23 protein-coding genes are annotated in these 23,697 nt (G+C 59.3%); 16 read left to right on the forward strand and 7 right to left on the reverse strand.

Going from position 1 to position 23,697, the window contains the following annotated elements; all coding sequences use genetic code 11:
* Positions 1-148 precede the first annotated feature (148 nt).
* Together MMG91_RS13170 and MMG91_RS13175 are read left to right on the forward strand one after the other, a co-directional pair.
* Positions 149-1,459: an MFS transporter gene (locus MMG91_RS13170; RefSeq protein ID WP_310659843.1), complete on the forward strand. Its 1,311-nt coding sequence runs from the start codon at positions 149-151 to the stop codon at positions 1,457-1,459.
* A 60-nt stretch (positions 1,460-1,519) separates the two neighbouring features.
* Positions 1,520-2,323: an IclR family transcriptional regulator gene (locus MMG91_RS13175; protein ID WP_310659844.1), complete on the forward strand. Its 804-nt coding sequence runs from the start codon at positions 1,520-1,522 to the stop codon at positions 2,321-2,323.
* A gap of 15 nt (positions 2,324-2,338) precedes the next feature.
* Here the strand turns inward: MMG91_RS13175 and MMG91_RS13180 are convergent, their stop codons facing one another.
* A complete protein-coding gene (locus MMG91_RS13180; protein WP_310659845.1) occupies positions 2,339-3,391 on the reverse strand; it encodes an NAD(P)-dependent alcohol dehydrogenase in 1,053 nt (350 codons plus the stop codon).
* Between the two features lie 188 nt (positions 3,392-3,579).
* On the opposite strand from MMG91_RS13180, the gene MMG91_RS13185 reads away from it, so the two are divergent.
* Entirely contained in the window at positions 3,580-4,470 is an 891-nt protein-coding gene (locus MMG91_RS13185; protein ID WP_305446463.1) for an AraC family transcriptional regulator, read from the forward strand.
* Between the two features lie 69 nt (positions 4,471-4,539).
* Here MMG91_RS13185 and MMG91_RS13190 read toward each other — a convergent pair whose 3' ends face one another.
* Positions 4,540-6,204: an electron transfer flavoprotein-ubiquinone oxidoreductase gene (locus MMG91_RS13190; protein WP_310659846.1), complete on the reverse strand. Its 1,665-nt coding sequence runs from the start codon at positions 6,202-6,204 to the stop codon at positions 4,540-4,542.
* Between the two features lie 546 nt (positions 6,205-6,750).
* Here MMG91_RS13190 and MMG91_RS13195 point away from each other — a divergent pair.
* From MMG91_RS13195 to MMG91_RS13240, 10 genes are all read left to right on the forward strand, one after another.
* A complete protein-coding gene (locus tag MMG91_RS13195; RefSeq protein ID WP_159994520.1) occupies positions 6,751-7,500 on the forward strand; it encodes an electron transfer flavoprotein subunit beta/FixA family protein in 750 nt (249 codons plus the stop codon).
* Between the two features lie 15 nt (positions 7,501-7,515).
* Positions 7,516-8,445: an FAD-binding protein gene (locus tag MMG91_RS13200; RefSeq protein ID WP_310659847.1), complete on the forward strand. Its 930-nt coding sequence runs from the start codon at positions 7,516-7,518 to the stop codon at positions 8,443-8,445.
* 106 nt (positions 8,446-8,551) lie between these two features.
* Positions 8,552-9,388: a transporter substrate-binding domain-containing protein gene (locus MMG91_RS13205; protein ID WP_310659848.1), complete on the forward strand. Its 837-nt coding sequence runs from the start codon at positions 8,552-8,554 to the stop codon at positions 9,386-9,388.
* 9 nt (positions 9,389-9,397) lie between these two features.
* Positions 9,398-9,754: a DUF4398 domain-containing protein gene (locus tag MMG91_RS13210; protein ID WP_305446459.1), complete on the forward strand. Its 357-nt coding sequence runs from the start codon at positions 9,398-9,400 to the stop codon at positions 9,752-9,754.
* Complete coding sequence (locus MMG91_RS13215; protein WP_305446458.1) at positions 9,751-10,563, forward strand: OmpA family protein; 813 nt, start codon at positions 9,751-9,753, stop codon at positions 10,561-10,563. The genes MMG91_RS13210 and MMG91_RS13215 overlap by 4 nt, the downstream gene beginning before the upstream one ends.
* 210 nt (positions 10,564-10,773) lie before the next feature.
* Positions 10,774-12,213 (forward strand): PLP-dependent aminotransferase family protein, encoded by a 1,440-nt coding sequence (locus MMG91_RS13220; protein ID WP_019582609.1) that lies wholly within the window; start codon positions 10,774-10,776, stop codon positions 12,211-12,213.
* A gap of 87 nt (positions 12,214-12,300) precedes the next feature.
* Complete coding sequence (locus MMG91_RS13225) at positions 12,301-12,768, forward strand: translation initiation factor 2 (protein ID WP_305446456.1); 468 nt, start codon at positions 12,301-12,303, stop codon at positions 12,766-12,768.
* A gap of 158 nt (positions 12,769-12,926) precedes the next feature.
* A complete protein-coding gene (locus MMG91_RS13230; RefSeq protein WP_310659849.1) occupies positions 12,927-13,181 on the forward strand; it encodes a YkgJ family cysteine cluster protein in 255 nt (84 codons plus the stop codon).
* 41 nt (positions 13,182-13,222) lie between these two features.
* Positions 13,223-13,825 (forward strand): START domain-containing protein, encoded by a 603-nt coding sequence (locus MMG91_RS13235; RefSeq protein ID WP_305446454.1) that lies wholly within the window; start codon positions 13,223-13,225, stop codon positions 13,823-13,825.
* A 362-nt stretch (positions 13,826-14,187) separates the two neighbouring features.
* On the forward strand, positions 14,188-16,281 hold the full coding sequence (locus MMG91_RS13240; RefSeq protein WP_310659850.1) for an LTA synthase family protein: 2,094 nt from the start codon (positions 14,188-14,190) through the stop codon (positions 16,279-16,281).
* Between the two features lie 59 nt (positions 16,282-16,340).
* Here the strand turns inward: MMG91_RS13240 and MMG91_RS13245 are convergent, their stop codons facing one another.
* Entirely contained in the window at positions 16,341-16,493 is a 153-nt protein-coding gene (locus MMG91_RS13245) for a DUF3309 family protein (protein ID WP_008012020.1), read from the reverse strand.
* 300 nt (positions 16,494-16,793) lie between these two features.
* Between MMG91_RS13245 and MMG91_RS13250 the strand changes: the two genes are divergently transcribed.
* The 3 genes from MMG91_RS13250 to csrA all read left to right on the forward strand — a co-directional run bounded on the left by MMG91_RS13250 (position 16,794) and on the right by csrA (position 18,345).
* Positions 16,794-17,609, forward strand: coding sequence for an SDR family oxidoreductase (locus MMG91_RS13250; RefSeq protein ID WP_305446452.1), 816 nt, complete (start codon positions 16,794-16,796; stop codon positions 17,607-17,609).
* A 64-nt stretch (positions 17,610-17,673) separates the two neighbouring features.
* Entirely contained in the window at positions 17,674-18,006 is a 333-nt protein-coding gene (locus MMG91_RS13255) for a YnfA family protein (RefSeq protein ID WP_305446451.1), read from the forward strand.
* Positions 18,007-18,159: 153 nt separating this feature from the next.
* A complete protein-coding gene (gene csrA / locus MMG91_RS13260) occupies positions 18,160-18,345 on the forward strand; it encodes a carbon storage regulator CsrA (protein ID WP_064616631.1) in 186 nt (61 codons plus the stop codon).
* Positions 18,346-18,350: 5 nt separating this feature from the next.
* On the opposite strand, the gene MMG91_RS13265 is transcribed toward csrA, so the two are convergent.
* The 4 genes from MMG91_RS13265 to MMG91_RS13280 all read right to left on the reverse strand — a co-directional run bounded on the left by MMG91_RS13265 (position 18,351) and on the right by MMG91_RS13280 (position 23,628).
* On the reverse strand, positions 18,351-18,578 hold the full coding sequence (locus tag MMG91_RS13265) for a YheU family protein (RefSeq protein ID WP_003199186.1): 228 nt from the start codon (positions 18,576-18,578) through the stop codon (positions 18,351-18,353).
* A 183-nt stretch (positions 18,579-18,761) separates the two neighbouring features.
* A complete protein-coding gene (locus MMG91_RS13270) occupies positions 18,762-19,952 on the reverse strand; it encodes an osmoprotectant NAGGN system M42 family peptidase (protein ID WP_305446449.1) in 1,191 nt (396 codons plus the stop codon).
* Between the two features lie 151 nt (positions 19,953-20,103).
* Complete coding sequence (gene ngg / locus MMG91_RS13275) at positions 20,104-21,852, reverse strand: N-acetylglutaminylglutamine synthetase (protein ID WP_310659851.1); 1,749 nt, start codon at positions 21,850-21,852, stop codon at positions 20,104-20,106.
* A 3-nt stretch (positions 21,853-21,855) separates the two neighbouring features.
* A complete protein-coding gene (locus tag MMG91_RS13280) occupies positions 21,856-23,628 on the reverse strand; it encodes an N-acetylglutaminylglutamine amidotransferase (protein ID WP_305446447.1) in 1,773 nt (590 codons plus the stop codon).
* Between the last annotated feature and the right edge of the window lie 69 nt (positions 23,629-23,697).

Here is a 23,697-nt window from a genome sequence, read left to right on the forward strand (position 1 = left end):
CCCACGCTCTGCGTGGGAATGCCTCACCGGACGCTCTGCGTCCGCTCTTGGGACGCAGAGCGTCCCTGGCTGCATTCCCACGCAGAGCGTGGGAACGATCAACAAGTCTTCAAATTGACCTCAATAAACATAAGAAGAGGCACCCCCCATGCAACCGCAAACCCTCACCGGGCAGGCGTCGTTGGTGACGCCGAGCCGCAAGCGGTTTTTCATCATGGTCCTGTTGTTCATCACCGTGGTAATCAACTACCTGGACCGCAGCAACCTGTCCATTGCCGCCCCGGCGCTGACCAGCGATCTGGGCATCGATCCGATCCATGTCGGGTTGATCTTTTCCGCCTTCGGCTGGACCTACGCCGCCATGCAGATCCCCGGCGGCTGGCTGGTGGACCGGGTGCCGCCGCGCATCCTGTATAGCGTCGCATTGCTGCTGTGGTCGATTGCCACGGTAATGCTCGGCTTCGCTGCCAGTTTCATCGCGCTGTTCGTACTGCGCATGGCCGTCGGTGCCCTGGAAGCGCCGGCGTATCCGATCAACAGCCGCGTGGTGACGACCTGGTTCCCCGAGCGCGAACGCGCCACGGCCATTGGTTTCTACACCTCCGGGCAGTTCGTCGGCCTGGCGTTTCTCACGCCGGTACTCGCCTGGCTGCAACACCAATATGGCTGGCACATGGTGTTTGTCAGCACCGGCGTGGTGGGCATTATCTGGGCGGTGATCTGGTACGCGGTGTATCGCGAACCACGGGACTTCAAGGGCGCCAATGATGCGGAAATCGAGCTGATCCGCGAAGGCGGCGGGCTGGTGGATATCCAGGCTGAATCCGCGAAAGCCAAGGCGAAGTTCAGCTGGGTCGACCTTGGGATTGTCCTGAGCAAGCGCAAGTTGTGGGGCATCTACCTCGGTCAATTCTGCCTCAATTCGACGTTGTGGTTTTTTCTGACGTGGTTCCCGACCTACCTGGTGAAATATCGTGGCATGGACTTCATCAAGTCTGGCTTGCTGGCGTCGCTACCGTTTCTGGCGGCTTTCGTCGGTGTGCTGTGCTCGGGGTTTTTCTCGGACTTTCTGATCCGTCGCGGCTACACGGTGGGCTTCGCCCGCAAGTTGCCGATCATTGGCGGCCTGCTGATTTCCACCTCGATCATCGGCGCCAACTTCGTCGAGTCGACGCCGCTGGTGATTGCGTTCCTCGCGTTGGCCTTCTTCGGCAACGGCCTGGCTTCGATTACCTGGTCGCTGGTGTCGACCCTGGCCCCGGCGCGCTTGCTTGGATTGACCGGTGGGGTGTTCAATTTCATCGGCAACCTGGCGGCGATTACCACGCCGATCGTCATCGGTTTCCTTGCCTCTGGTGATTCGTTTGCTCCGGCGATCACCTATATCTCGGTTCTGGCGTTGTTGGGCGCGCTTTCCTACGTGATGCTGGTGGGCAAGGTCGAGCGTATCAAGTTGTAGTCGCAGCCTTCGGGCGACCATAATGCCGCCCGTTCACTCGCTCAACGGTAAAGGCTGGATATGCAGGAAGACGCCCCAAAAATCGCCAAGGACGCCGCGCCGACTGGCACCCAGACACTGCTTCGTGGTTTGGGTGTGGTTCAGGCCGTGGCCAGTGGCGCCCGCGATCTCAAGGAAATCGCCCGGCTGATCGGCACCACACGCAGCACCACTCATCGTCTGGCCAGTTGCCTGGTGGACGAGCGTTATTTGCGGGTGGTGCCGCAAGTTGGTTATCTGCTGGGGCCGAAACTGATCGAGCTGGGTTTCCAGGCACGTGAAGAGCTGCCGCTGGTGACGCTGGCCGGGCCGTATCTGGATGAATTGTCGGCGTCGACCGGCGACACCATTCACCTGGCGATTCGCGAGGGCGACGAGGTGCTGTACCTGCTCAAGAATCCGGGGCGCAATGGTCCGGAAATGCGCTCGCGGGTCGGTCATCGCATGCCGTTGGCGCGTACCGGGATCGGCAAGGCGCTGATGCTCGACGACACACAGGAAGAATGGCAACGGCTGTATGAAATCAGCTTGCCGGTGGGTGGGAAAAATCAGTTCTGGCCGCAGCACCCGGAGCAATCCTGGGAGCAGTTTCAGCAGCGCATGATCGAGTACGTGGCTGGCGGTTATGCCTTCGACCTGGAAGACAACGAACCGTCGATCCGCTGCGTGGCGGCGCCAATTCGCGATGCCAGCAAGCGCATCGTTGCCGGTATCAGCATCGCCAGCACCGTGCCGTACATGCCATTGGAAAAAATGGCCGAGCTGATTCCCCTGATCAAAGGGGTCACAGCCCGGCTGTCGGCGGAGCTCGGCTTGAAGGTATAAGTCGAGCGGGTCTGATCAGACTTTCAGCGTCGCCATATCGATCACGAAGCGGTACTTCACGTCACCGGCAATCATGCGGGTGTAGGCCTCGTTGATCTGGCGGATGTCGAGCATTTCGATGTCGCAGGTGATGCCGTGCTCGGCGCAGAAATCCAGCACTTCCTGGGTTTCGGCGATGCCGCCGATCAGCGAGCCGGCCAGCACGCGACGACCCAATACCAGTTTGGCAGCGTGGACCGGTGGATCAATCGGTTCGATCAAGCCCACCAGAATGTGTACGCCGTCGAAACGCAACGTATCGAGGTAGGGATTGAGGTCGTGTTGCACCGGAATGGTGTCCAGCAGGAAGTCGAAATATCCTGCGGCGGCTTTCATCTGTTCTGCGTCGGTGGACACGATCACGTGGTCCGCGCCTTGACGACGACCTTCTTCAGCCTTGCTCGCCGAGCGGGTGAACAATGTCACTTCAGCGCCCATCGCCTTGGCGAACTTGATCCCCATGTGACCGAGGCCACCCATGCCGAGAACCCCGACCTTGTCGCCGGCCTTGACGCCGTAGTGCTTGAGCGGCGAGTAGGTGGTGATGCCGGCGCACAGAATCGGCGCGGCGCTGGCCAGGTCGAGTTTCTCCGGAATACGCACGACAAAGTGCTCGCTGACCACGATGCTGTCGGAGTAACCGCCCATGGTGTTGCTGCCATCGACCCGGTCCGGGGTGGCATACGTCATGGTCGGACCTTCGAGGCAGTATTGCTCCAGATCCGCCTGGCAGGCTTCGCAGTGACGGCACGAGTCGACCATGCAGCCGACGCCGACCAGGTCGCCGACCTTGTGTTGGGTCACATTCGCACCGACGGCGGTCACTTTACCGACGATCTCGTGGCCGGGCATCAGCGGGTAAACCGCAATGCCCCACTCGTTGCGTGCCTGGTGGATGTCGGAATGGCAGACGCCGCAGTAGAGAATCTCGATCGCCACATCGTCGGCCCGGGGGCTGCGGCGTTCGAATTTCATCGGGGCGAGGGGAGTGGTGGCTGACTGAGCGGCGTATCCGATGGCGGTGTACATGGTGAACCTCGCAAAAGCAGTGACAGGTGAGGCGAGCCATTCTGGGCACCCCACGGGTTACCGGCCATGGCGATTCCTCCGGGTGTCATGCCTAATCCTCCGGCATGCAGCGTTGATTGGTCGCATTGGCGTTCAGACCTGCGATGATGCTTTCATCCCTTTTTCGCGACTTTTTTGAAGAGCTCTTCATGTTGTTGACCCGTCATCTCGATGCCAATGCCACGCTGGTTTCGCTGATCCAGCCGCTAACCATTCGCGATGGTTTCGCTAAGACTGCGTTGCCGGGCGTGCAGGTTATGCGAGCCAGTTGTGATGTCGCCCGTGGCCCGCAAATCTACGAGCCAAGCCTGGTGATCATCGCTCAAGGCAGCAAGTTGGCGTACCTGGGCCCGCGTACTCTGGAGTACGGTGCCGGGCATTACCTGATCCAGGCGTTGCCGGTGCCCTTCGAATGCGAGACGTTTTCGGCTCCGGATGGCCCGATGCTGGGCGTTTCCATCGCCATTGACCGGGTGTTGCTCAGTGAGTTGGTATTGGCCATGGGGCTGGCGCCGGGGCGCACTGTTCCCGCACAGACGCCCGAGTCCATGACCTCGGCGGTGCTCGACGATGCCATGCGCGGCTGCGTGGAGCGGTTGTTGCGCTGCCTGCACGATCCGCTGGAATGCCAGATCATGGGCCCGGCGCGCTTGCGTGAATTGTTGTTCGTGGCGTTGCGCGGGCCGCAAGCCGATGTGTTGCGAGCGTTGGTGGAACAGCAGGGGCAGTTCGCGCGGATCGCGGCGTCGCTGAGTCATCTGCATGCGCATTACACCGAGCCGCTGAACGTCGAGACCCTGGCCAGTTGCGCCAACATGAGCGCGTCGACGTTTCATGAGCATTTCAAACGCAGCACGTTGTTGTCGCCGGTGCAATATTTGAAGCGTTTGCGCTTGCTCAGGGCCCAGCAGTTGTTGCTAGGCGAAGGCTTGGGCGTGGCCCAGGTGGCGCATCGGGTGGGGTATCAGAGCACGTCGCAGTTCAGCCGTGAGTACAAGCGCTACTTTGAGCGTAATCCTGGGGATGAGCGGGCTGCTTGATGTCAGGCACCGCTTCGCGGGCAACAAAAAGGCCCCCATTGCGGGAGCCTTGTTGTTCAGCGATTCAACTTACATGTTCGGATAAGTCGGGCCGCCAGAGCCTTCCGGCGCCACCCAGGTGATGTTCTGTGCAGGGTCCTTGATGTCGCAGGTCTTGCAGTGAACGCAGTTCTGGGCGTTGATCTGAAAGCGTTTCTCGCCGTCTTCCTGTGTGACCACTTCGTACACGCCGGCCGGGCAGTAACGCTGGGCAGGTTCATCGTACAGCGGCAGGTTCTTGCTGATCGGGATGCTCGCGTCGGCCAGCTTCAGGTGGCACGGCTGCTCTTCTTCGTGGTTGGTGCCGGAGATGAACACCGAGCTGAGTTTGTCGAAGCTGAGCTTGCCGTCCGGTTTCGGGTAGTCGATCTTCTTGCAGTCGGTCGCCAGTTTCAGGCATGCGTAATCCGGCTTGGTGTCGTGCAGGGTGAACGGCAGTTTGCCGCCGAAGATGTTCTGGTCGATCCAGTTGAAACCGCCGCCGACGATGGCGCCGAACTTGTGAATCGCCGGGCCGAAGTTGCGGCTGGCGAACAGTTCGTCGTAGAGCCAGCTCTTCTTGAACGCGTCGACGTAAGTGGTCAGCTCTTGCGTGCCGTCCAGATCGGCGAACAGCGCATCGGCCACGGCGTCAGCGGCGAGCATGCCGGACTTCATCGCGGTGTGACTGCCTTTGATCTTGGCGAAGTTCAACGTGCCGAGGTCGCAACCGATCAACGCGCCGCCCTTGAAGACCATTTTCGGCAGCGAGTTCAGACCGCCTTTGGAGATAGCACGCGCGCCGTAGCTGATGCGCTTGCCGCCTTCCAGGTATTGCTTGAGTACCGGGTGATGCTTGAGGCGCTGGAACTCGTCGAACGGCGACAGGAAGGTGTTGCTGTAGGAAAGATCGACGATCAGACCGACCACCACCTGATTGTTTTCCAGGTGATAGAGGAACGAGCCGCCGGTGTTCTCGGTGCCCATGATGTCCAGCGGCCAACCGGCGGTGTGGACCACCAGGCCTGGCTGGTGCTTGGCCGGGTCGACTTCCCAGATTTCTTTCAGGCCGATGCCGTAATGCTGGGCGTCGGCTTCGCTGTCGAGGTTGAAGCGCTTGATCAGCTGCTTGCCGATATGGCCGCGGCAACCTTCGGCGAACAGCGTGTACTTGGCGCGCAGTTCCATGCCTGGGGTGTACAGGCCTTCTTTCGGGTTGCCTTCGCGGTCAACGCCCAGATCGCCAGTGATGATCCCGCGTACCACGCCATTCTCGTCGAACAGCGCTTCCTGGGCGGCGAAGCCCGGGTAGATTTCCACGCCCAGGTTCTCGGCCTGCTGGGCCAGCCAGCGGCACAGGTTGCCCAGGGAGATGATGTAGTTGCCTTCGTTGTGCATGGTCTTGGGCACAAAGAAGTCAGGAATCTTCTGCGCGCTGTCGGCGTTTTTCAGAACGAAGATGTCATCGCGTGTGACTGGCGTATTCAGCGGCGCGCCGAGTTCTTTCCAGTCCGGGAACAGTTCGTTCAGGGCCCGTGGTTCGAACACGGCACCGGACAGGATGTGAGCGCCGACTTCGGAGCCTTTTTCGACCACGCAGACGCTGATTTCCTTACCGGCTTCGGCGGCCTTCTGCTTCAAACGGCAGGCGGCGGACAGGCCAGCGGGGCCGGCACCGACGATGACCACGTCGAATTCCATGTATTCGCGTTCCACAGGCTATCTCCTACTCAAGGCTCAACAGTTTTTTTTCTAATTGGAGGTTGGGTGTCGCATTCATGAATTCCCCACGGTGCGGCACAGAGGACAATCGATGAACCACCTTTCTCTTTGGGTGGCGCATTATATCTACACCACTCTTAGCGTCCAATACAAACGTTTGTTTGAATCGGCTCAAAGCCAGAGAAATCAAAGTCACGCGGCTTATGACTGGCCATTTTGCCGTATTGACCGGAATAGGTGTTCCGGTCAAGATACGGTCGGTTTTGCGCTCGCCGTAGGCTGAATGTAGGTTTCAAGAGCACCTCTAAAGACAGGGCGATGGCAGTACAAGGTGAAGCGCCGCGCAGGTATCGCGCGCAGTTTACACGCCACGGTAATGAATGACTTGTCGGTCACCACTGACGAACGGTTATCAGCCTCGTGAGCAGAGTTCACCCGATACACCTGCCAGCGTTTTTAGAGGTGCCCTTGCGCCGATGAGCATCAACCGCCAGGTTCGCCTAGGCGACTTTCTTTTCACCGGAGAGTAACGAGGAATCCATGAAGGTTCTTGTAGCTGTCAAACGCGTTGTGGATTACAACGTCAAGGTTCGCGTCAAGGCGGACAATTCCGGCGTCGACCTCGCCAACGTCAAGATGTCGATGAACCCGTTCTGCGAAATCGCAGTGGAAGAAGCCGTACGTCTGAAAGAGAAAGGCGTGGCGACTGAAATCGTCGTCGTCTCCATCGGCCCGTCCACCGCTCAAGAGCAATTGCGCACCGCGCTGGCTCTGGGTGCCGACCGCGCCATCCTCGTCGAATCCGCTGAAGATCTGACTTCCCTGGCGGTTGCCAAGTTGTTGAAAGCTGTTGTCGACAAGGAACAGCCTCAGCTGGTGATCCTCGGCAAACAAGCCATCGACAGCGACAACAACCAGACTGGCCAGATGCTCGCTGCATTGAGCGGCTACGGTCAGGGCACCTTCGCATCGAAAGTTGAAGTGTCGGGCGACAGCGTTGCCGTGACCCGCGAAATCGACGGCGGCGCGCAGACGGTTTCCCTGAAACTGCCGGCCATCGTCACCACCGACCTGCGTTTGAACGAGCCGCGCTACGCGTCTCTGCCAAACATCATGAAAGCCAAGAAGAAGCCTCTCGAAGTGCTGACTCCGGACGCTTTGGGCGTTTCCACCGCCTCCACCAACAAGACCCTGAAAGTCGAAGCGCCGGCTGCACGCAGCGCGGGTATCAAGGTCAAGTCGGTGGCTGAACTGGTCGAGAAACTGAAAAACGAAGCGAAGGTGCTTTGAGTTAAGGAGCCAGAAATGACTATCTTGGTTATTGCAGAACACGACAACAAAGTACTGGCTCCGGCCACGCTGAACACCGTTGCTGCCGCCGTCAAAATCGGTGGTGATATCCACGTTCTGGTTGCCGGTCAGGGCGCTGGCGCCGTGGCTGAAGCCGCTGCGAAAATCGCTGGCGTGGCGAAAGTGCTGCTGGCGGATAACGCCGCCTACGCTCATCAACTGCCGGAGAACGTTGCTCCGCTGGTTGCAGAGTTGGGCAAGGGCTACAGCCACATCCTGGCTGCCGCTACTTCGAACGGCAAAAACATCCTGCCGCGCGTTGCCGCGACCCTGGACGTTGACCAGATCTCCGAGATCATCTCGGTTGAAAGCGCTGATACCTTCAAGCGCCCGATCTACGCCGGTAACGCCATTGCTACCGTACAGTCCAACGCTGCGGTCAAAGTGATCACCGTGCGTGCCACCGGTTTCGACCCGGTTGCTGCTGAAGGTGGTTCGGCGGCTGTTGAAGCCGTTGCGGCTGCTCACGACGCTGGCACTTCGAGCTTCGTCGGCGAAGAACTGGCCAAGTCCGATCGTCCGGAACTGACCGCTGCCAAAATCGTCGTTTCCGGCGGTCGCGGCATGCAGAACGGCGACAACTTCAAACACCTGTACGCCCTGGCCGACAAGCTGGGCGCTGCCGTTGGTGCTTCCCGCGCCGCGGTCGACGCAGGTTTCGTACCCAACGACATGCAGGTCGGTCAGACCGGCAAGATCGTTGCTCCACAGCTGTACATCGCCGTCGGGATTTCCGGCGCGATCCAGCACCTGGCCGGCATGAAAGACTCCAAAGTGATCGTTGCGATCAACAAGGACGAAGAAGCGCCGATCTTCCAGGTGGCCGATTACGGCCTGGTGGCAGACCTGTTCGAAGCCATCCCCGAGTTCGAGAAGCTGGTCTAATCCGGCGGCTTGACTTATAAAGAGCCCGACCTTTTGGTCGGGCTTTTTTTTGTTCTTCTGTAGGAACTCCTACGGGCGAAAATTATGGGTTGTAGGGAGTGTCGCCATGGATTTACGCCGCGTGTGTGGCTGGTCATTACTGCTGGGGCTGACGCTGTTGCCAGGGCTGTCCATAGCCGCGGGCAAATGCGAGCGCCTGGTGGTGACCGGCAGTCCGGACGCGCCGCCGTACCTGTGGCAAGACCCGCAAAACCCCAAGCATCTGATTGGCGCCAGCGCTGACCTGTTGCAGCAAGTGGCGGGGGAGTTGGGCATCAAGGTCGAGCTGCTTTACGCCGGCAAACGCTCCCAGGCCCTGGACGAAGTGCGCAGCGGGCGCATGGACATGCTGGCCGATGTGCCGTTGACGGTCAGTGAGTTGGAAAATCTGGATTACATCCATCCACCGCTGCTGGAAAACGATTACCTGGTCTGGACCCGCAATGATTCATTACTGGTCTACAACGAAGCGCAGGACCTTCGCGGTCATCCCGGCGCCTTGTCGGAAAAGGCTCGGGTAACCCCATCATTTGGTACTTTTTCCGAGCAGCAATTGACCCTGTTGCGCACGCCCAATCTGACCCAGGCCTTTCAGAAATTGCTGCTGAACGAGGTAGAGTTTGTCCTCGCCGGACGCTACTCGGGCATGGCTCTGGTGCAAACGCTGGGGATGGCCAATGACTTGATGGCCCACCCACACCCCATCGACAAACCCGGCCTGTATCTCGCGGTTTCCCATAACTCCGCCTGCAACGATCCTTGGTTGCGCGGACAGCTGGCCAAAAAGATGACAGAATTGCCCGCGTCCGGACTGACAGAAGCTGCGCTGCTGCGCAATATCGAGCGTTGGAAAGCGCAACTCTCACAACCGCAGCCACAACCTGTCAGTACCCCAAAACAGTAGGGATTCTTAGTGAGTATTCGACCTCTTTTCGCTGCCCTGGCCGTTCTGGCTCTGGCGGGTTGTGCAGCCGATCCGGCGCCGAATGAACAAATACGCCTGACCGAGCGGGCCCTCGAACAAGCCAAGGCCGTGGGTGCTACCGCCGACGAAGTGCCGGAGCTGAAACTGGCTGAAGACAAGTTCAAGCGTGCCAAGGGCAACATGGCCGACCAGTCCTTCAAGAATGCGCGCATGCGGGCTGAGCAGGCCGAGCTGGACGCGCGTCTGGCCGAGGCCCGGGTTCTGACCCTCAAGAGCGAGGAGCAGTTGAACGTGCTCAATACCCGCATCACTCGCCTGCGCAAGCAGCTGGGAGATGCCCAATGAGCCTGAAAACCAAAGCACTCGGCGGTTTGATTCTGGCCGGTTGCGCCAGCCTTTATGGTTGCGCCGGTCAACACAGCGAAGCCGCAATCCAGCAGGCCGGCACCGACTTTCAGAAGGTCAAGGAAGACTCCAACGTGCTGCGCATTGCGCCCAAAGACGTGATCCGTGCCGGCGAGTCGCTGGCCCGAGCCGATCGTCTGTCCACCTACTGGGGCAGCGGTTCGGACGTTGTGCATTACGCCTACCTGAGCCGGCGCTACAGCGAAATCGCCCGGGAGCACACCAATCAAGTGCTCAACGAGGAACGCGCTGCGAAGCTCGAACTCGAGCGTCAGCGCCTGCAGTTGGCCCTGCGTGAGTCCAAGTTGCTCAGCGTGCAGCAACAGGGCAAGTGGCTCGAAGAGCAGATTGTGGCGTTGGCGACTACCCAAACCGACCGTGGTCTGGTAATGACCCTGGGCGATGTGCTGTTCGATACCGGTGAAGCAGAGCTGAAAAGCTCGGCAAACCGCGTGGTGCTGAAGATCGTCCAGTTCTTGCAGCTCAACCCCAAGCGCGTGGTGCGGATCGAAGGCTATACCGACAGCACTGGCGGTAAACAGGAAAACCTCAAGCTGTCCCGCGACCGTGCGCAATCGGTGGCTGACGTGCTGATGGACCTGGGCATTGACGACAAACGCATCCAGGTTGAAGGCTATGGCGATGAATACCCGGTGGACGTGAACGCTTCCGAGCGCGGTCGTGCACAGAACCGTCGGGTGGAAATTGTGTTCTCCGACGAAAAAGGCCAGCTCGGCGCCGCCCGCTAAGGGCTGCGTTACTGGAAAACCCGGCCTGTCAGCAGTGCCGGGTTTTTTTGTGCCTGCTAATCAGCGCAACACTCTCCATAAAACAGTACAGTTTTTGCTGACAATGCACTGTACGGTCGACTATTGTGGCAACTGTCCCAGTACACTTCAAAACTGTTCCGGTATTGTTTCACACAAGAATAAAATGCCCGTGAAATCGAGTGCTGCGTCATGACCAATCTCTTGCTCTATCAACGAATTGCTCAGCAACTGGCCGAAGACATCCGCCGCGGCGTCTATCAACCCGGGGAGCGCGTGCCTTCAGTGCGCAAGATGAGCTCGCAGCTCAACGTCAGCCATGCAACGGTGTTGCAGGCCTACGCCAATCTTGAAGATCAGGGGCTGATTCGCGCCCGGCCGCAATCCGGTTACTACGTGCACCAGACGCCCGCGCTCACGGCGCCAACCCCGGACATCGCCCGGGTCGAGCGACCTGGCCTTGTCACACGCAGCAGCATCATTCAGCAAGTCCTGGTCGAATCCCGCCGCGAAGGTGTCTTTCCGTTGGGCGCCGCCGTACCGAGCGTCGACTATCTGCCGGTGCGAGCCCTGCATCAGCAACTGGCCAAAGTCACCCGTTTCCATAGCCCGCGGGCGTTCAGCTACATGTTCAGCCCCGGCTTCGAGCCTTTGCGTCGACAAGTGGCGATCCGCATGCGCGATGCCGGCGTGGTGGTCGACCCGTCGGAAGTGGTGATCACCCACGGCTGCGTTGATGCGTTGCAGATGTCTCTGCGCGTATTGACCCGGCCGGGCGATCTGATTGCGGCCGAGTCGCCAACCTATTACGGTTTGCTGCAACTGGCCGACCTGCTGGGGCTGAAGGTCATCGAGATCCCCAGTGATCCGGCTACCGGCATGAGCCTCGAAGCGCTGCAACTGGCGGCCAATCAGTGGTCGATCAAGGCGCTGGTGCTGACCACGCGCTTGAGTAATCCTTTGGGCGGCACCATGCCCGAAGAGCGGCAGAAACAGTTGCTGCGCCTGGCTTCGGATTTCGATATCCAGATCGTCGAAGACGATATTTATGGCGAGCTGATGTTCGAGCAGGGCCGCACCAAATCGCTCAAGGCCTATGACCGGCTGGATCGGGTGATTTACTGCTCCAGTTTCTCCAAGACCCTGTCGCCCGGAGTGCGGATCGGCTGGATGATTGCCGGCAAGTACCAGCAGGAAATCCAGCGCTTGCAGACCTTCAGCACCCATTCGGCCTGCAGCGTCACGCAAATGGGCATTGCGGCCTACCTGGAAAACGGCGGTTACGACCGGCATTTGCGTTATATCCGTCAGGAGTACCGCAAGAACCTCAGCGCTTTTCAACTGGCGGTTCAGCAGTACTTCCCGGAAGGCACGCAAATGACCCGGCCCACCGGCGGCTTCATTCTGTGGGTCAGCCTGCCGGGGCGGGTGAATACGCAGGAACTGCATGTGCGTGCATTGCAGCAGGGCATCAGCATTGCGCCGGGGCTGATTTTCAGTAATACCGAGCAGTTCAATCACTGCATTCGCCTGAACTGTGGCATCCCCTGGAACCGCGAGGCCGAGCGTGCATTGATGACGTTGGGGTTGCTGGCGACGCAACTTTGTCAGGAGACGGCGAGCGGTTTTTGAGCGGCTGGGCAGTTCTGAACTGTCCGCTTGTCTTGTCGTCTCCAACAGGCGAGCATATAGCCTTCTGCCGTTCACGCTGTTGGGTCCATGAAGCCGATTTTTCCTGCCGCCTGGTTGTTGATCTGCCTGCTAATGACCTGTCACCCGGAAGGGGTCATGGCGGCTTCCGTTCAGGAAAAACCGACAGCCAGCACACCCGCGAAAAAAGCGGCGCCGGTCAAAAAAACAGCGCCGGCCAAAAAGAAGGCCGCAGCGGTCAAAAAACGCTCCCCCATTGCTTCCAAGTCGAAACCGGCCAGCGAAGTCGTGAAAACCAAACTCCCTTCGGCAAATCTCGACTTGAGCTTGCCCAAGGACATGGTCGAAGAACTGAAGCCGGTCGGCACGGTAACGTTGCCTCGACGCGATGCGCTGTTGCCACAAATGTTCGGTGACAAGAGCAGCCCGTTCCAGATCAACGGTCGTCTGCTCAGCAACGAAATGCAGTTGCAACTGCGCAATGAAGAGCGTCGGGAAGTTGAAGGCGCGGCACTGGACTTCGAGTTCAAGCAGTAAACCCCTCCCATTCGTGACCCGCGGACCAGACGCTTTGTCGGAGACTGGTCAGTCACGTTCGTTTGAGCGAAAAAACCTGGGCGCAGGTAATTTTAAACAGTCGTTTTAGCCGTTACTCTGTGCCACGTCCCTTTACCCGTCGCGAGGAGCTTGTCGTCATGAGATGCCGTGAAGGCTGTGGCGCCTGTTGCATTGCCCCTTCCATCAGTTCGCCGATTCCCGGCATGCCCAATGGCAAAGCCGCCGGTGAGCGTTGCGTACAGCTGTCTGCCGATAACCTGTGCAGCATTTTCGGCAAGCCGGAACGCCCTGTGGTGTGCTCGGCATTTGAAGCCGATGTCGAAGTCTGCGGAAGCAGCAGCGGCGAAGCGATCAAGTTGCTGGGCTGGTGGGAGCAAATGACGGCCGCGTGATGTGTTCAACGAACGGAACTTCAACAATAAGGAATAAGGTTATGGGTTCGCTGCATCGTATGGCTGTGCTGTGTGGTTTGACGGTTTTGCTGGCCTCCACGGCCCAGGCCGAAGAATGGAAAACCGCCAAGGAAGAAGAGGGCATCAAGGTGTCCTTGAGTGAAGTGGCCGGCTCCCAATACAAGGCTTACCGTGGCGTGACCGTCATGAAGACCACGATGGCCAAACTGCGAGCATTGCAGGAAGACGTGCCGGGTGCCTGTGCATGGATTCACGAGTGCAAGACTCAGAAGTTGCTCAAACACGAAGGTAACCAGAGCTGGACCTACACCCAATTCAACACCCCTTGGCCGGTCACCCCTCGCGACTCCGTGTTGCATGTCACAACCATTGAAAGCGCCGATGGCAGCCTGACCCGAGAGTTGGAAGGACAGCCGAAGTACCTTCCGGAAGAAAAAGGTTTTGTACGGGTCGCCCAGGTCAAAGGTTTCTGGAAGCTGGTGCCTAAAGGCGATCAAGTCGAAGTGACCTATCAGGCCCATACCGAACCCGGCGGCAGCGTGCCATCGTGGTTGGCCAACAAGTTTGTGGTCGATGCGCCGTTCAACACCCTCAAAGCCCTGAAAGAACGTGCCGAGAAGTAACCACGTATACTTGCGATAATGCCCGTTCAACAGCGCCCCGATCTGATCGGGGCGTTTGCGTTTTTTACCAAGGGACGGGGCTTTATTTTGTTTCTGGATATGCGTTGAACGAAATTTTCACAAAGTCTCCAAGACAATTCATTCGCGCACCAACTTGTCTGCCTCCGCAACTTTGCGCCGCGTCTCTTGTCCCAGAGCGCTACAGGCGACAGTCGGGCCTGCGGGTCAGTAATCAATGGTAATGCCGCGGGTGATCGTGCAACATTTGCGCACCGCGCAAGCTCCGGGCCCAGGATGACCAACAGAGGGTAAGGCGCCGCTGTATTTTTGAAACTTCAACTTCCAATGGGTCCTTAAACGACATGGCAAACCCGGACGCCCTGAGTCAGCAGCGAGCTTCTAGTCGCCTGCTGCAACCGACCGTCAAATCGCATCTGGCCTACACACTGTTGTGTGCCCTGGTCATGATGGTCATGTTCAGCCTGCTGCGCGTGGCGCTGCTGGTCTACAACAGCTCGATGATCCTCGACACACCGGCTTCGACATTTCTGGAAGCGTTCGCCAACGGCCTGCGTTTCGACTTGCGCCTGGTGGTTTACCTCAGCATTCCGCTGCTGCTGGCATTGTTCAGCGCCCGGGCGATGGCCGCCCGCGAATTCTTCCGGTTGTGGCTGACCGTTGTCTCGAGCATCGCGCTGTTCCTCGGCCTGATGGAGATGGATTTTTACCGCGAGTTCCACCAGCGCCTCAACGGTCTGGTCTTCCAGTACGTGAAAGAAGACCCGAAAACCGTGATGAGCATGCTCTGGTACGGTTTTCCGGTGGTTCGCTACCTGTTGGCCTGGGCCGTGGGCACGTTGATCCTGACCCTCGCGTTCAAGGGCGCCGACCGTGCCACGCGTCCTCGCGGGCCGTTCAGCGGTGGCAGCATTGGTGCGCGGCAGGTCGCTCCGTGGTATGCGCGTGGCGTAGTGTTCGTGGTCTGCCTGCTGGTCTGCGTGGTCGCGGCTCGTGGCACTCTGCGTCAGGGCCCGCCAATGCGTTGGGGTGACGTTTACACCACCGACTCGAACTTCGCCAACCAGTTGGGCCTCAACGGCACGCTGTCGTTGATCGCGGCGGCCAAGAGCCGGATGTCCGAACATCGCGACAATATCTGGAAGGCAACACTGCCACAGCCCCTGGCCCAGCAGACCGTGCGCGATATGTTACTGACCTCGAGCGACAAGCTGGTCGATCCCGAGACCGCCGCGGTGCGTCGCAACTACAGCCCGGACACCAACAAGACACTGCCAATCAAGAACGTCGTGGTGATCCTGATGGAAAGCTTCGCCGGTCACTCTGTGGGTGCTCTGGGTCGACCAGGTGAAATCACCCCGTACTTTGACAAACTGTCGAAAGAAGGCCTGTTGTTCGACCGCTTCTTCTCCAACGGCACCCATACCCACCAGGGCATGTTCGCCACCATGGCCTGCTTCCCGAACTTGCCGGGTTTCGAATACCTGATGCAGACGCCTGAAGGCAGCCACAAACTGTCCGGCCTGCCGCAGTTGCTCAGCGCCCGTGACTACGATGACGTGTACGTCTACAACGGCGACTTCGCCTGGGACAATCAGTCTGGCTTCTTCAGCAACCAGGGCATGACCAACTTCATCGGGCGTAACGACTTCGTCAACCCGGTGTTCTCCGATCCGACCTGGGGCGTGTCCGACCAGGACATGTTCAACCGTGGCCTGGAAGAATTGAAGGCCCGCGATGGTAAGGACAAGAAGCCGTTCTATGCCTTGCTGCAAACGCTGTCCAACCACACGCCGTATGCTTTGCCGACGCCATTGCCGGTGGAGCCTGTGACCGATCGCGGCAACCTTAACGAACACTTGACCGCCATGCGTTACTCTGACTGGGCGTTGGGTCAATTCTTCGAACAGGCCCGCAAAGAGCCGTACTTCAAGGAAACCTTGTTCGTGGTTGTCGGCGACCATGGTTTTGGCAATGAACAGCAAATTACCGAAATGGACCTGGGCCGCTTCAACGTACCGATGCTGATGATCGGGCCGGGCGTCCAGGAAAAATTTGGTCAGCTCGACCACACCGTGGGCACCCAGATCGACGTCGTGCCGACCATCATGGGCCGTATCGGTGGTGACGTGGTTCAACAATGCTGGGGTCGCGACTTGCTGAACCTGCCGGAAGGCGACAAGGGTTTTGGCGTGATCAAGCCGTCGGGCAGCGATCAGACGGTCGCATTGCTTACCGGGGATCGCGTGCTGGTACTGCCCAAAGAGATGCCGCCGAAGTTGTATCAATACGAACTGGGCGCCAACCCGAAAGGTGAAGTGATCCCGGCATCGGCTGACGAAGCGGCGCTCAAGCAAAAGCTCGAGTCGTTCATCCAGACGGCCACCAAAAGCCTCATCGATAACACCGCCGGTGTGGTTGACGGCAAGCCGGACTAAGTTTTGGCGCAATAGAAAAGAGGCCCTTCGCAGGGCCTCTTTTTTTGCCGGAAAAATCTTTATATCTTGCCAAGCAGCAGCAGGATCAACAGCACCACCAACACTACGCCGATGATACCGGACGGGCCGTAACCCCAACTTCTGGAGTGCGGGAAGACCGGCAAGCCACCTATCAACAACAGGATAAGAATAACGATAAGAATTGTGCCCATGTCTGTTTCCTTGTTGGAAGCGTTGTGGATTTGACCTAGCGTTTTAGCTTTAGCCATCAGCTGGACTTGTATTAATCCTAGCTGCTTACCAAATCCGACTCATGGATATGAAGAAAAATTCCAGGTTTTTTTAATGTATTTGGAAAGTATGTTTATTTCTTTTACTGCGTCTCAAAGTTGAAACAACCGGACCGCGCCGTGGTTCATTGCTGGCCATTCAGCAATCTGATGGAGCGTGGGTCGCGCATTATCCTTCGCTACACTCGGTGCATCTTCCCCGGAACAACAAGGCTGTTTGCTATGCAAAATCGCATGATGATCACTGGCGCGGGCTCAGGCCTGGGTCGCGAAATCGCGCTGCGTTGGGCGCGTGAAGGCTGGCAGCTGGCCTTGTCGGACGTCAGTGAACCCGGCTTGCAAGAAACCCTGAAGCTGGTTCGCGAAGCCGGTGGCGACGGGTTCATCCAGCGTTGTGATGTGCGCGACTACAGCCAACTAACGGCGTTCGCCCAAGCCTGTGAAGAGAAGTTCGGCGGCATTGATGTCATCGTCAACAACGCCGGCGTGGCCTCGGGCGGGTTCTTCAGTGAACTGTCGCTGGAAGACTGGGACTGGCAGATCGCGATCAACCTGATGGGCGTGGTCAAGGGCTGCAAGGCCTTCCTGCCGCTGCTGGAGAAAAGCAAAGGTAAGATCATCAACATCGCCTCGATGGCGGCACTGATGCAAGGTCCGGCCATGAGCAACTACAACGTGGCCAAGGCAGGCGTGGTGGCCTTGTCCGAAAGTCTGTTGATCGAACTGGCCCACGAGGAAGTCAGCGTGCATGTAGTGTGCCCGTCGTTCTTTCAGACCAACCTGCTGGATTCCTTCCGTGGCCCGACCCCCGCCATGAAAGCTCAGGTCGGCAAGTTGCTGGAAAGCTCGCCGATCAGCGCAGCCGACATTGCCGATTACATCTATCAACAGGTCGCCGTTGGCGAATTCTTGATCCTGCCTCACGAACAGGGCCGTATGGCTTGGGCGATCAAGCAAAAAGACCCGCAAGTGCTCTACAACGAAATGACCGTGATGGCCGACAAGATGCGCGCCAAGGCCAAACAATCCGCAGGCTGAACTTGCCCGTGCGCAATACCGTCGTTAGGGTGGCCGCAACCGGCCATCCTCACGAGACATCTGCATGATCAATTACCTGTGGTTTTTCCTTGCCGCGCTGTTCGAAATCGCCGGCTGCTTTGCCTTCTGGATGTGGCTGCGTCAGGGTAAAAGTGCTTGGTGGATCATCCCTGCATTGCTCAGCCTGATCTTGTTCGCGGTGCTGCTGACCCGGGTCGAAGCGAGTTACGCCGGCCGCGCCTATGCCGCCTACGGTGGCATCTACATCATTGCGTCGATCGGCTGGCTGGCAGTGGTCGAGCGGATTCGTCCACTGGGCTCGGACTGGATTGGCGTGGCGCTGTGTGTGATCGGGGCGAGCGTCATCCTGTTTGGCCCGCGTATTTCCGCTGCCTGAAGGATTGGTCCTTCATTCCAACCGGTTTGTCGGATAAGTCCTTCGGGCGAAGCATCTTGTGCTGTAGGGCGAGACTGTTTTGCTGCCGTTGCATTGAAGACTCACCACGGGCCGGGCATCTTCAAGGGCCAGTAACCCTGAAGGATGAATGCCATGCTTGTACTTAGCCGCGTTGTGGGCGAATTGATATCCATTGGTGACAACATTTCCGTGCGGGTTCTCGCCGTCAACGGAAGCAGCGTGCGCTTCGGCGTTGAAGCGCCGCAGCAGGTCAACGTTCATCGCGCCGAAGTTTATGAGCGCATCCAGATCAAACAGGCCAAAGCCAAAGCCCGTTAAGAACCTCAGTCGAACAGGTGCTTGGGCACGTCGTGCTTGAGCATCAACTGGCATTGCTCGCTTTCCGGATCGAAGACGATCAACGCCTGGCCCTTGGTCAATGCCTGACGAACACGCAAGACGCGGGTTTCCAGCGGTGTGTCATCGCCGTTGTCCGTGCCGTCGCGGGTTACGAAATCCTCGATCAGGCGGGTCAGGGTATCGACTTCAAGTTGGTCGTGGGGGATCAGCATAAGGCACCTCGGCTAAACAATGGCGCGATGCTACGGCGAATGAAGGGGGGCGGCTAGCCTTGACCTGATGTGTTGGCTGATCTGTCCTCATCGCGGGCAAGCCCGCTCCCGCAGTGACCACATTTCCCTGTGGGAGCGGGCTTGCCCGCGATGGCAATCTTTCATGCGAAGAAAATGCCTGGGTCAGCTATCTGTGCGCTGTCCGATGAGGCTGTCCACCGACGGCACCCGCGTATCGCTTTCCATCTGCGTCTCGTGTTCGATCTGATGACTGAACCGGTCCAGGGAGCCCTTGGCCGGTTGTGCATCGCTGGCGAATACCGGCGGACTGAGGATGTAGGCGCCAAGCAGGCGGCTGAGGGCGGCGAGGCTGTCGATGTGGGTGCGTTCGTAGCCGTGGGTGGCGTCGCAACCGAAGGCCAGCAGGGCCGTGCGAATGTCGTGGCCGGCCGTGACGGCGGAGTGAGCATCGCTGAAGTAATAGCGGAACAGGTCGCGGCGCGCCGGCAGTTCGTTGTCGCTGGCTAGGCGCAGCAGATGGCGCGACAGGTGATAGTCATAAGGCCCGCCCGAATCCTGCATTGCCACGCTCACTGCGTGTTCACTGGAATGCTGGCCGGGCGCGACCGGCGCGATGTCGATGCCGACGAATTCGCTGACATCCCAGGGCAGGGCCGCCGCCGCACCGCTGCCGGTTTCTTCGGTGATGGTGAACAATGGATGGCAGTCGATCATCAACTCTTCGCCGCTGTCGACAATAGCTTTCAGCGCCGCGAGCAGGGCGGCAACGCCGGCCTTGTCATCGAGGTGACGGGCGCTGATATGGCCGCTTTCGGTGAACTCCGGCAAAGGGTCGAAGGCGACGAAATCGCCTACGCTGATCCCCAGCGAATCGCAATCAGCGCGGGTGGCGCAATAGGCGTCCAGGCGCAATTCGATGTGATCCCAACTGATCGGCATTTCATCCACGGCAGTGTTGAACGCGTGCCCCGAGGCCATCAACGGCAACACGCTGCCGCGGATCACGCCGTTGTCGGTGAACAGGCTGACGCGGCTGCCTTCGGCAAAACGGCTGGACCAGCAACCGACTGGCGCCAGGGTCAGGCGACCGTTTTCCTTGATCGCGCGAACCGCTGCGCCAATGGTGTCCAGGTGAGCGGAGACCGCGCGGTCCGGGCTGTTTTTCTTGCCCTTGAGGGTGGCGCGGATGGTGCCGCGACGGGTCATCTCAAAGGGAATACCCAGCTCTTCGAGACGCTCGGCGACGTAACGCACAATGGTGTCGGTGAACCCGGTGGGGCTGGGAATGGCGAGCATTTCCAGCAGGACTTTTTGCAGGTAATTGAGATCCGGTTCGGGAATTTTGCGGGTCATGGAAACTCCTGATGGGTTGAGAGCTGATCGTTCCCACGCTCTACGTGAGAATGCAGCCAGGGACGCTCTGCGTCCCAAGCGGACGCGGAGCGTCCGAGGAGTCATTCCCACGCAGAGCGTGGGAACGATCATGAGGCCGGGAAGTACATCACTAAGAGGCTGCCGGCTGACTATGCGGAAACAACAAATCCACAAACCGCTCGGCCGTCGGCTGCGGTTCATGGTTGGCCAGCCCGGCGCGTTCATTGGCTTCGATAAACACATACTCCGGCTGGTCGGCGGCCGGCACCATCAGGTCGAGCCCGACCATCGGAATATCCAGCGCTCGCGCCGCGCGCACCGCCGCATCCACCAAGGTCGGATGCAGAATCGCCGTGACGTCTTCAAGAATGCCGCCGGTATGGAGATTCGCCGTGCGCCGGACAAACAAGTGCTCACCCGAGGGCAGAATGCTGCTGTAGTCGTAACCCGCAACCTTCAAGGTGCGCTGGGTCTCATGGTCCAGCGGGATCTTGCTTTCACCGCTGGTCGCCGCCTGACGGCGACGGCTCTGGGCTTCGATCAGCGCACCGATGGAATGTTGACCATCACCCACCACTTCCGCCGGCCGTCGAATGGCGGCCGCGACCACCTCGAAGCCGATCACCAGAATCCGCAAGTCGAGGCCTTCATGGAAGCTTTCCAGCAGCACTCGACTGTCGAATTTACGAGCGCTTTCGATGGCTTGCTGGACCTCTTCGATGGTGCGTAAATCCACCGCTACCCCTTGGCCCTGTTCACCGTCCAGCGGTTTGACCACCACCCGTTCGTGCTCGTCGAGAAACGCCAGATTGTCGTCCGCGCTCCCCGCCAGTTGTTGGGCGGGCAGTTTAAGGCCAGCGTTTTTCAGCACCTTGTGGGTCAAGCTTTTGTCCTGACACAACGTCATGCTGATGGCGCTGGTCAGATCGCTCAAGGATTCGCGGCAACGTACCCGACGACTGCCGTGAATCAAGGTAAACAGGCCGGCTTGCGCGTCATCCACCTGTACATCAATGCCGCGTCGATGTGCCTCCTCAACGATGATTCGCGCATACGGATTGAACGCGGCTTCGGGGCCAGGGCCGAGAAACAACGGTTGGTTGATGCCGTTTTTGCGCTTGATGGCGAAGGTCGACAAGTTGCGAAAACCGAGCTTGGCGTAAAGACTTTTCGCCTGACGGTTGTTGTGCAGCACCGACAGGTCCAGGTAACTCAGGCCACGACTCATGAAGTGTTCGATCAAGTGCCGCACCAGCACTTCTCCGACGCCTGGGCGGGAACATTGCGGATCGACCGCCAGGCACCACAGGCTGCTGCCGTTTTCCGGATCGTTGAACGCCTTGTGATGATTCAGGCCCATGACGCTGCCGATGATTGCGCCGCTGTCCTCATCTTCGGCCAGCCAGTAAACCGGGCCGCCCTGGTGATGAGGCGTCAGCAAACTCGCATCAATCGGCAGCATGCCGCGCGCCTGATACAGCTGATTGACGGCCTGCCAGTCCGCTTCGCTTTGCGCCCGACGGATGCGGAAACCGCGAAACACCCGGGTGGACTGACGGTAGTCGCTGAACCACAGGCGCAAGGTATCGGACGGGTCGAGAAACAGCTGAGCCGGCTCCAGCCCCAGCACTTGCTGGGGCGCGGCAACGTACAAGGCGATGTCCCGCTCACCGGGCTGCTCATTGAGCAACTCTTGGGCAAGGCTCGCGGCATCGGGAAAGGTATGGCCGATCAGCAACCGGCCCCAGCCGCAGTGCACCGCGATTGGCGCGGCGCCCAATTCACTGCCGTCTTCGGCCAGACGCGCCTGCAAGCGTTCGTAAGAGGGCGCCTGACCGCGCAACAAGCGTTGGCTGTAAGCCGTGGCGTGAGGTTTCATCGATCAGATTCCTTGTTCACTGAGCCACAGGTTCAGGGCCGCCAATTGCCACAGCTTGGAGCCGCGCAACGGGGTCAGTTGACCTTGCGGATCGGTCAGCAGGCGGTCGAGCATGGCGGGGTTGAACAGGCCACGATCCTGACTCGGATCGAGCAGCAGTTCACGCACCCAGTTCAGCGTGTCGCCCTGCAAATGCTTGAGGCCGGGGACAGGGAAGTAACCCTTTTTGCGGTCGATCACTTCACTCGGAATGACCAGCCGCGCCGCTTCTTTCAAGACTTGCTTGCCGCCATCCGGCAGCTTGAATTTGCCCGGCACCCGCGCCGACAACTCCACCAGGCGATAGTCGAGAAACGGCGTACGCGCTTCCAGGCCCCAGGCCATGGTCATGTTGTCGACGCGTTTCACCGGGTCGTCCACCAGCATCACCGTACTGTCCAGACGCAGGGCTTTGTCCACCGCGGCGTCGGCACCGGGCTGAGCGAAATGCTCTTTCACGAAGTCGCCGGCAGCGTCGTTGGCCGTCAGCCATTTCGGCTGCACCGTGGCGGCATAGTCGGCGTAGCTGCGGTCGAAAAACGCATCGCGATACGCTGCGTACGGATCGCTCGCACCGTCCACTTGCGGATACCAGTGATACCCGGCGAACAACTCGTCCGCGCCTTGGCCGCTTTGCACCACCTTGCAGTGCTTGGCCACTTCGCGCGACAGCAGGTAGAAGGCGATGCAGTCATGGCTGACCATCGGCTCGCTCATGGCTCGGAACGCCGCGGGCAGTTGCTCGATGATCTCTTTTTCGTCGATGCGCAGTTGGTGATGTTGGGTGCCGTAGTGTTTGGCGATCAGGTCCGAATACTGGAACTCGTCACCGCGCTCGCCGCCGGCATCCTGGAAACCGATGGAGAAGGTCGACAGGTTTTCAACGCCGACTTCACGCAACAGACCGACCAGCATGCTCGAATCGACCCCACCGGAAAGCAACACGCCAACATCCACCGCCGCCCGTTGACGGATCGCCACCGCATCACGGGTGCTGTCGAGCACGCGATCGCGCCAGTCTTCGAGGGTCAGGTTCAACTCGTCGGCGTGTGGGCCGTAGGGCAGGGTCCACCAGGTTTTCTGCTCGGTGGTGCCGTCCGCTTCGATGCGCATCCAGCTCGCCGGGGGCAGCTTTTCGATGCCCGCCAGCAGGGTGCGCGGGGCAGGGACCACCGCATGGAAATTCAGGTAGTGATTGAGCGCCACCGGGTCAAGGATCGGGTTGATGTCGCCGCCCTTGAGCAATGCTGGCAGGGCCGAGGCAAAGCGCAGGCGTTGACCGGTGCGCGACAGGTACAACGGCTTCACGCCCAGACGGTCACGGGCGATGAACAGACGCTTGGCGTCGCGCTCCCAAATGGCGAAGGCAAACATGCCGTTGAGTTTGGGCAACAGGGCTTCGCCCCAGGCGTGATAGCCCTTGAGCAGCACTTCGGTGTCGCCGCCGGAATAGAAGGCGTAACCGAGGCTTTCCAGCTCGGTGCGCAGTTCCGGGAAGTTGTAGATCGCGCCGTTGAAGGCCAGGGACAAGCCCAGTTGGTTGTCGATCATCGGCTGGGCCGAGCCGTCCGACAGGTCCATGATTTTCAGGCGCCGATGACCCAGGGCAATCGGCCCCTGGCTGTGGAAGCCCCATGCATCAGGGCCGCGAGGGGCCAGGTGATGGGTGATTCGTTCAATGGCTGCGAGGTCCGCAGGTTGATGGTCGAAACGTAATTCTCCAGCTAATCCGCACATAAGTCCTTACCGGTTTTTCCGTTGGGGAGGGTCAATCGATACCCGCCAAAAACGGCGGGTACTCAGAAA

The sequence above is a fragment of the Pseudomonas sp. JL3 genome, from assembly GCF_031570575.1.
In the GTDB taxonomy this organism is placed as follows: domain Bacteria; phylum Pseudomonadota; class Gammaproteobacteria; order Pseudomonadales; family Pseudomonadaceae; genus Aquipseudomonas; species Aquipseudomonas cucumis.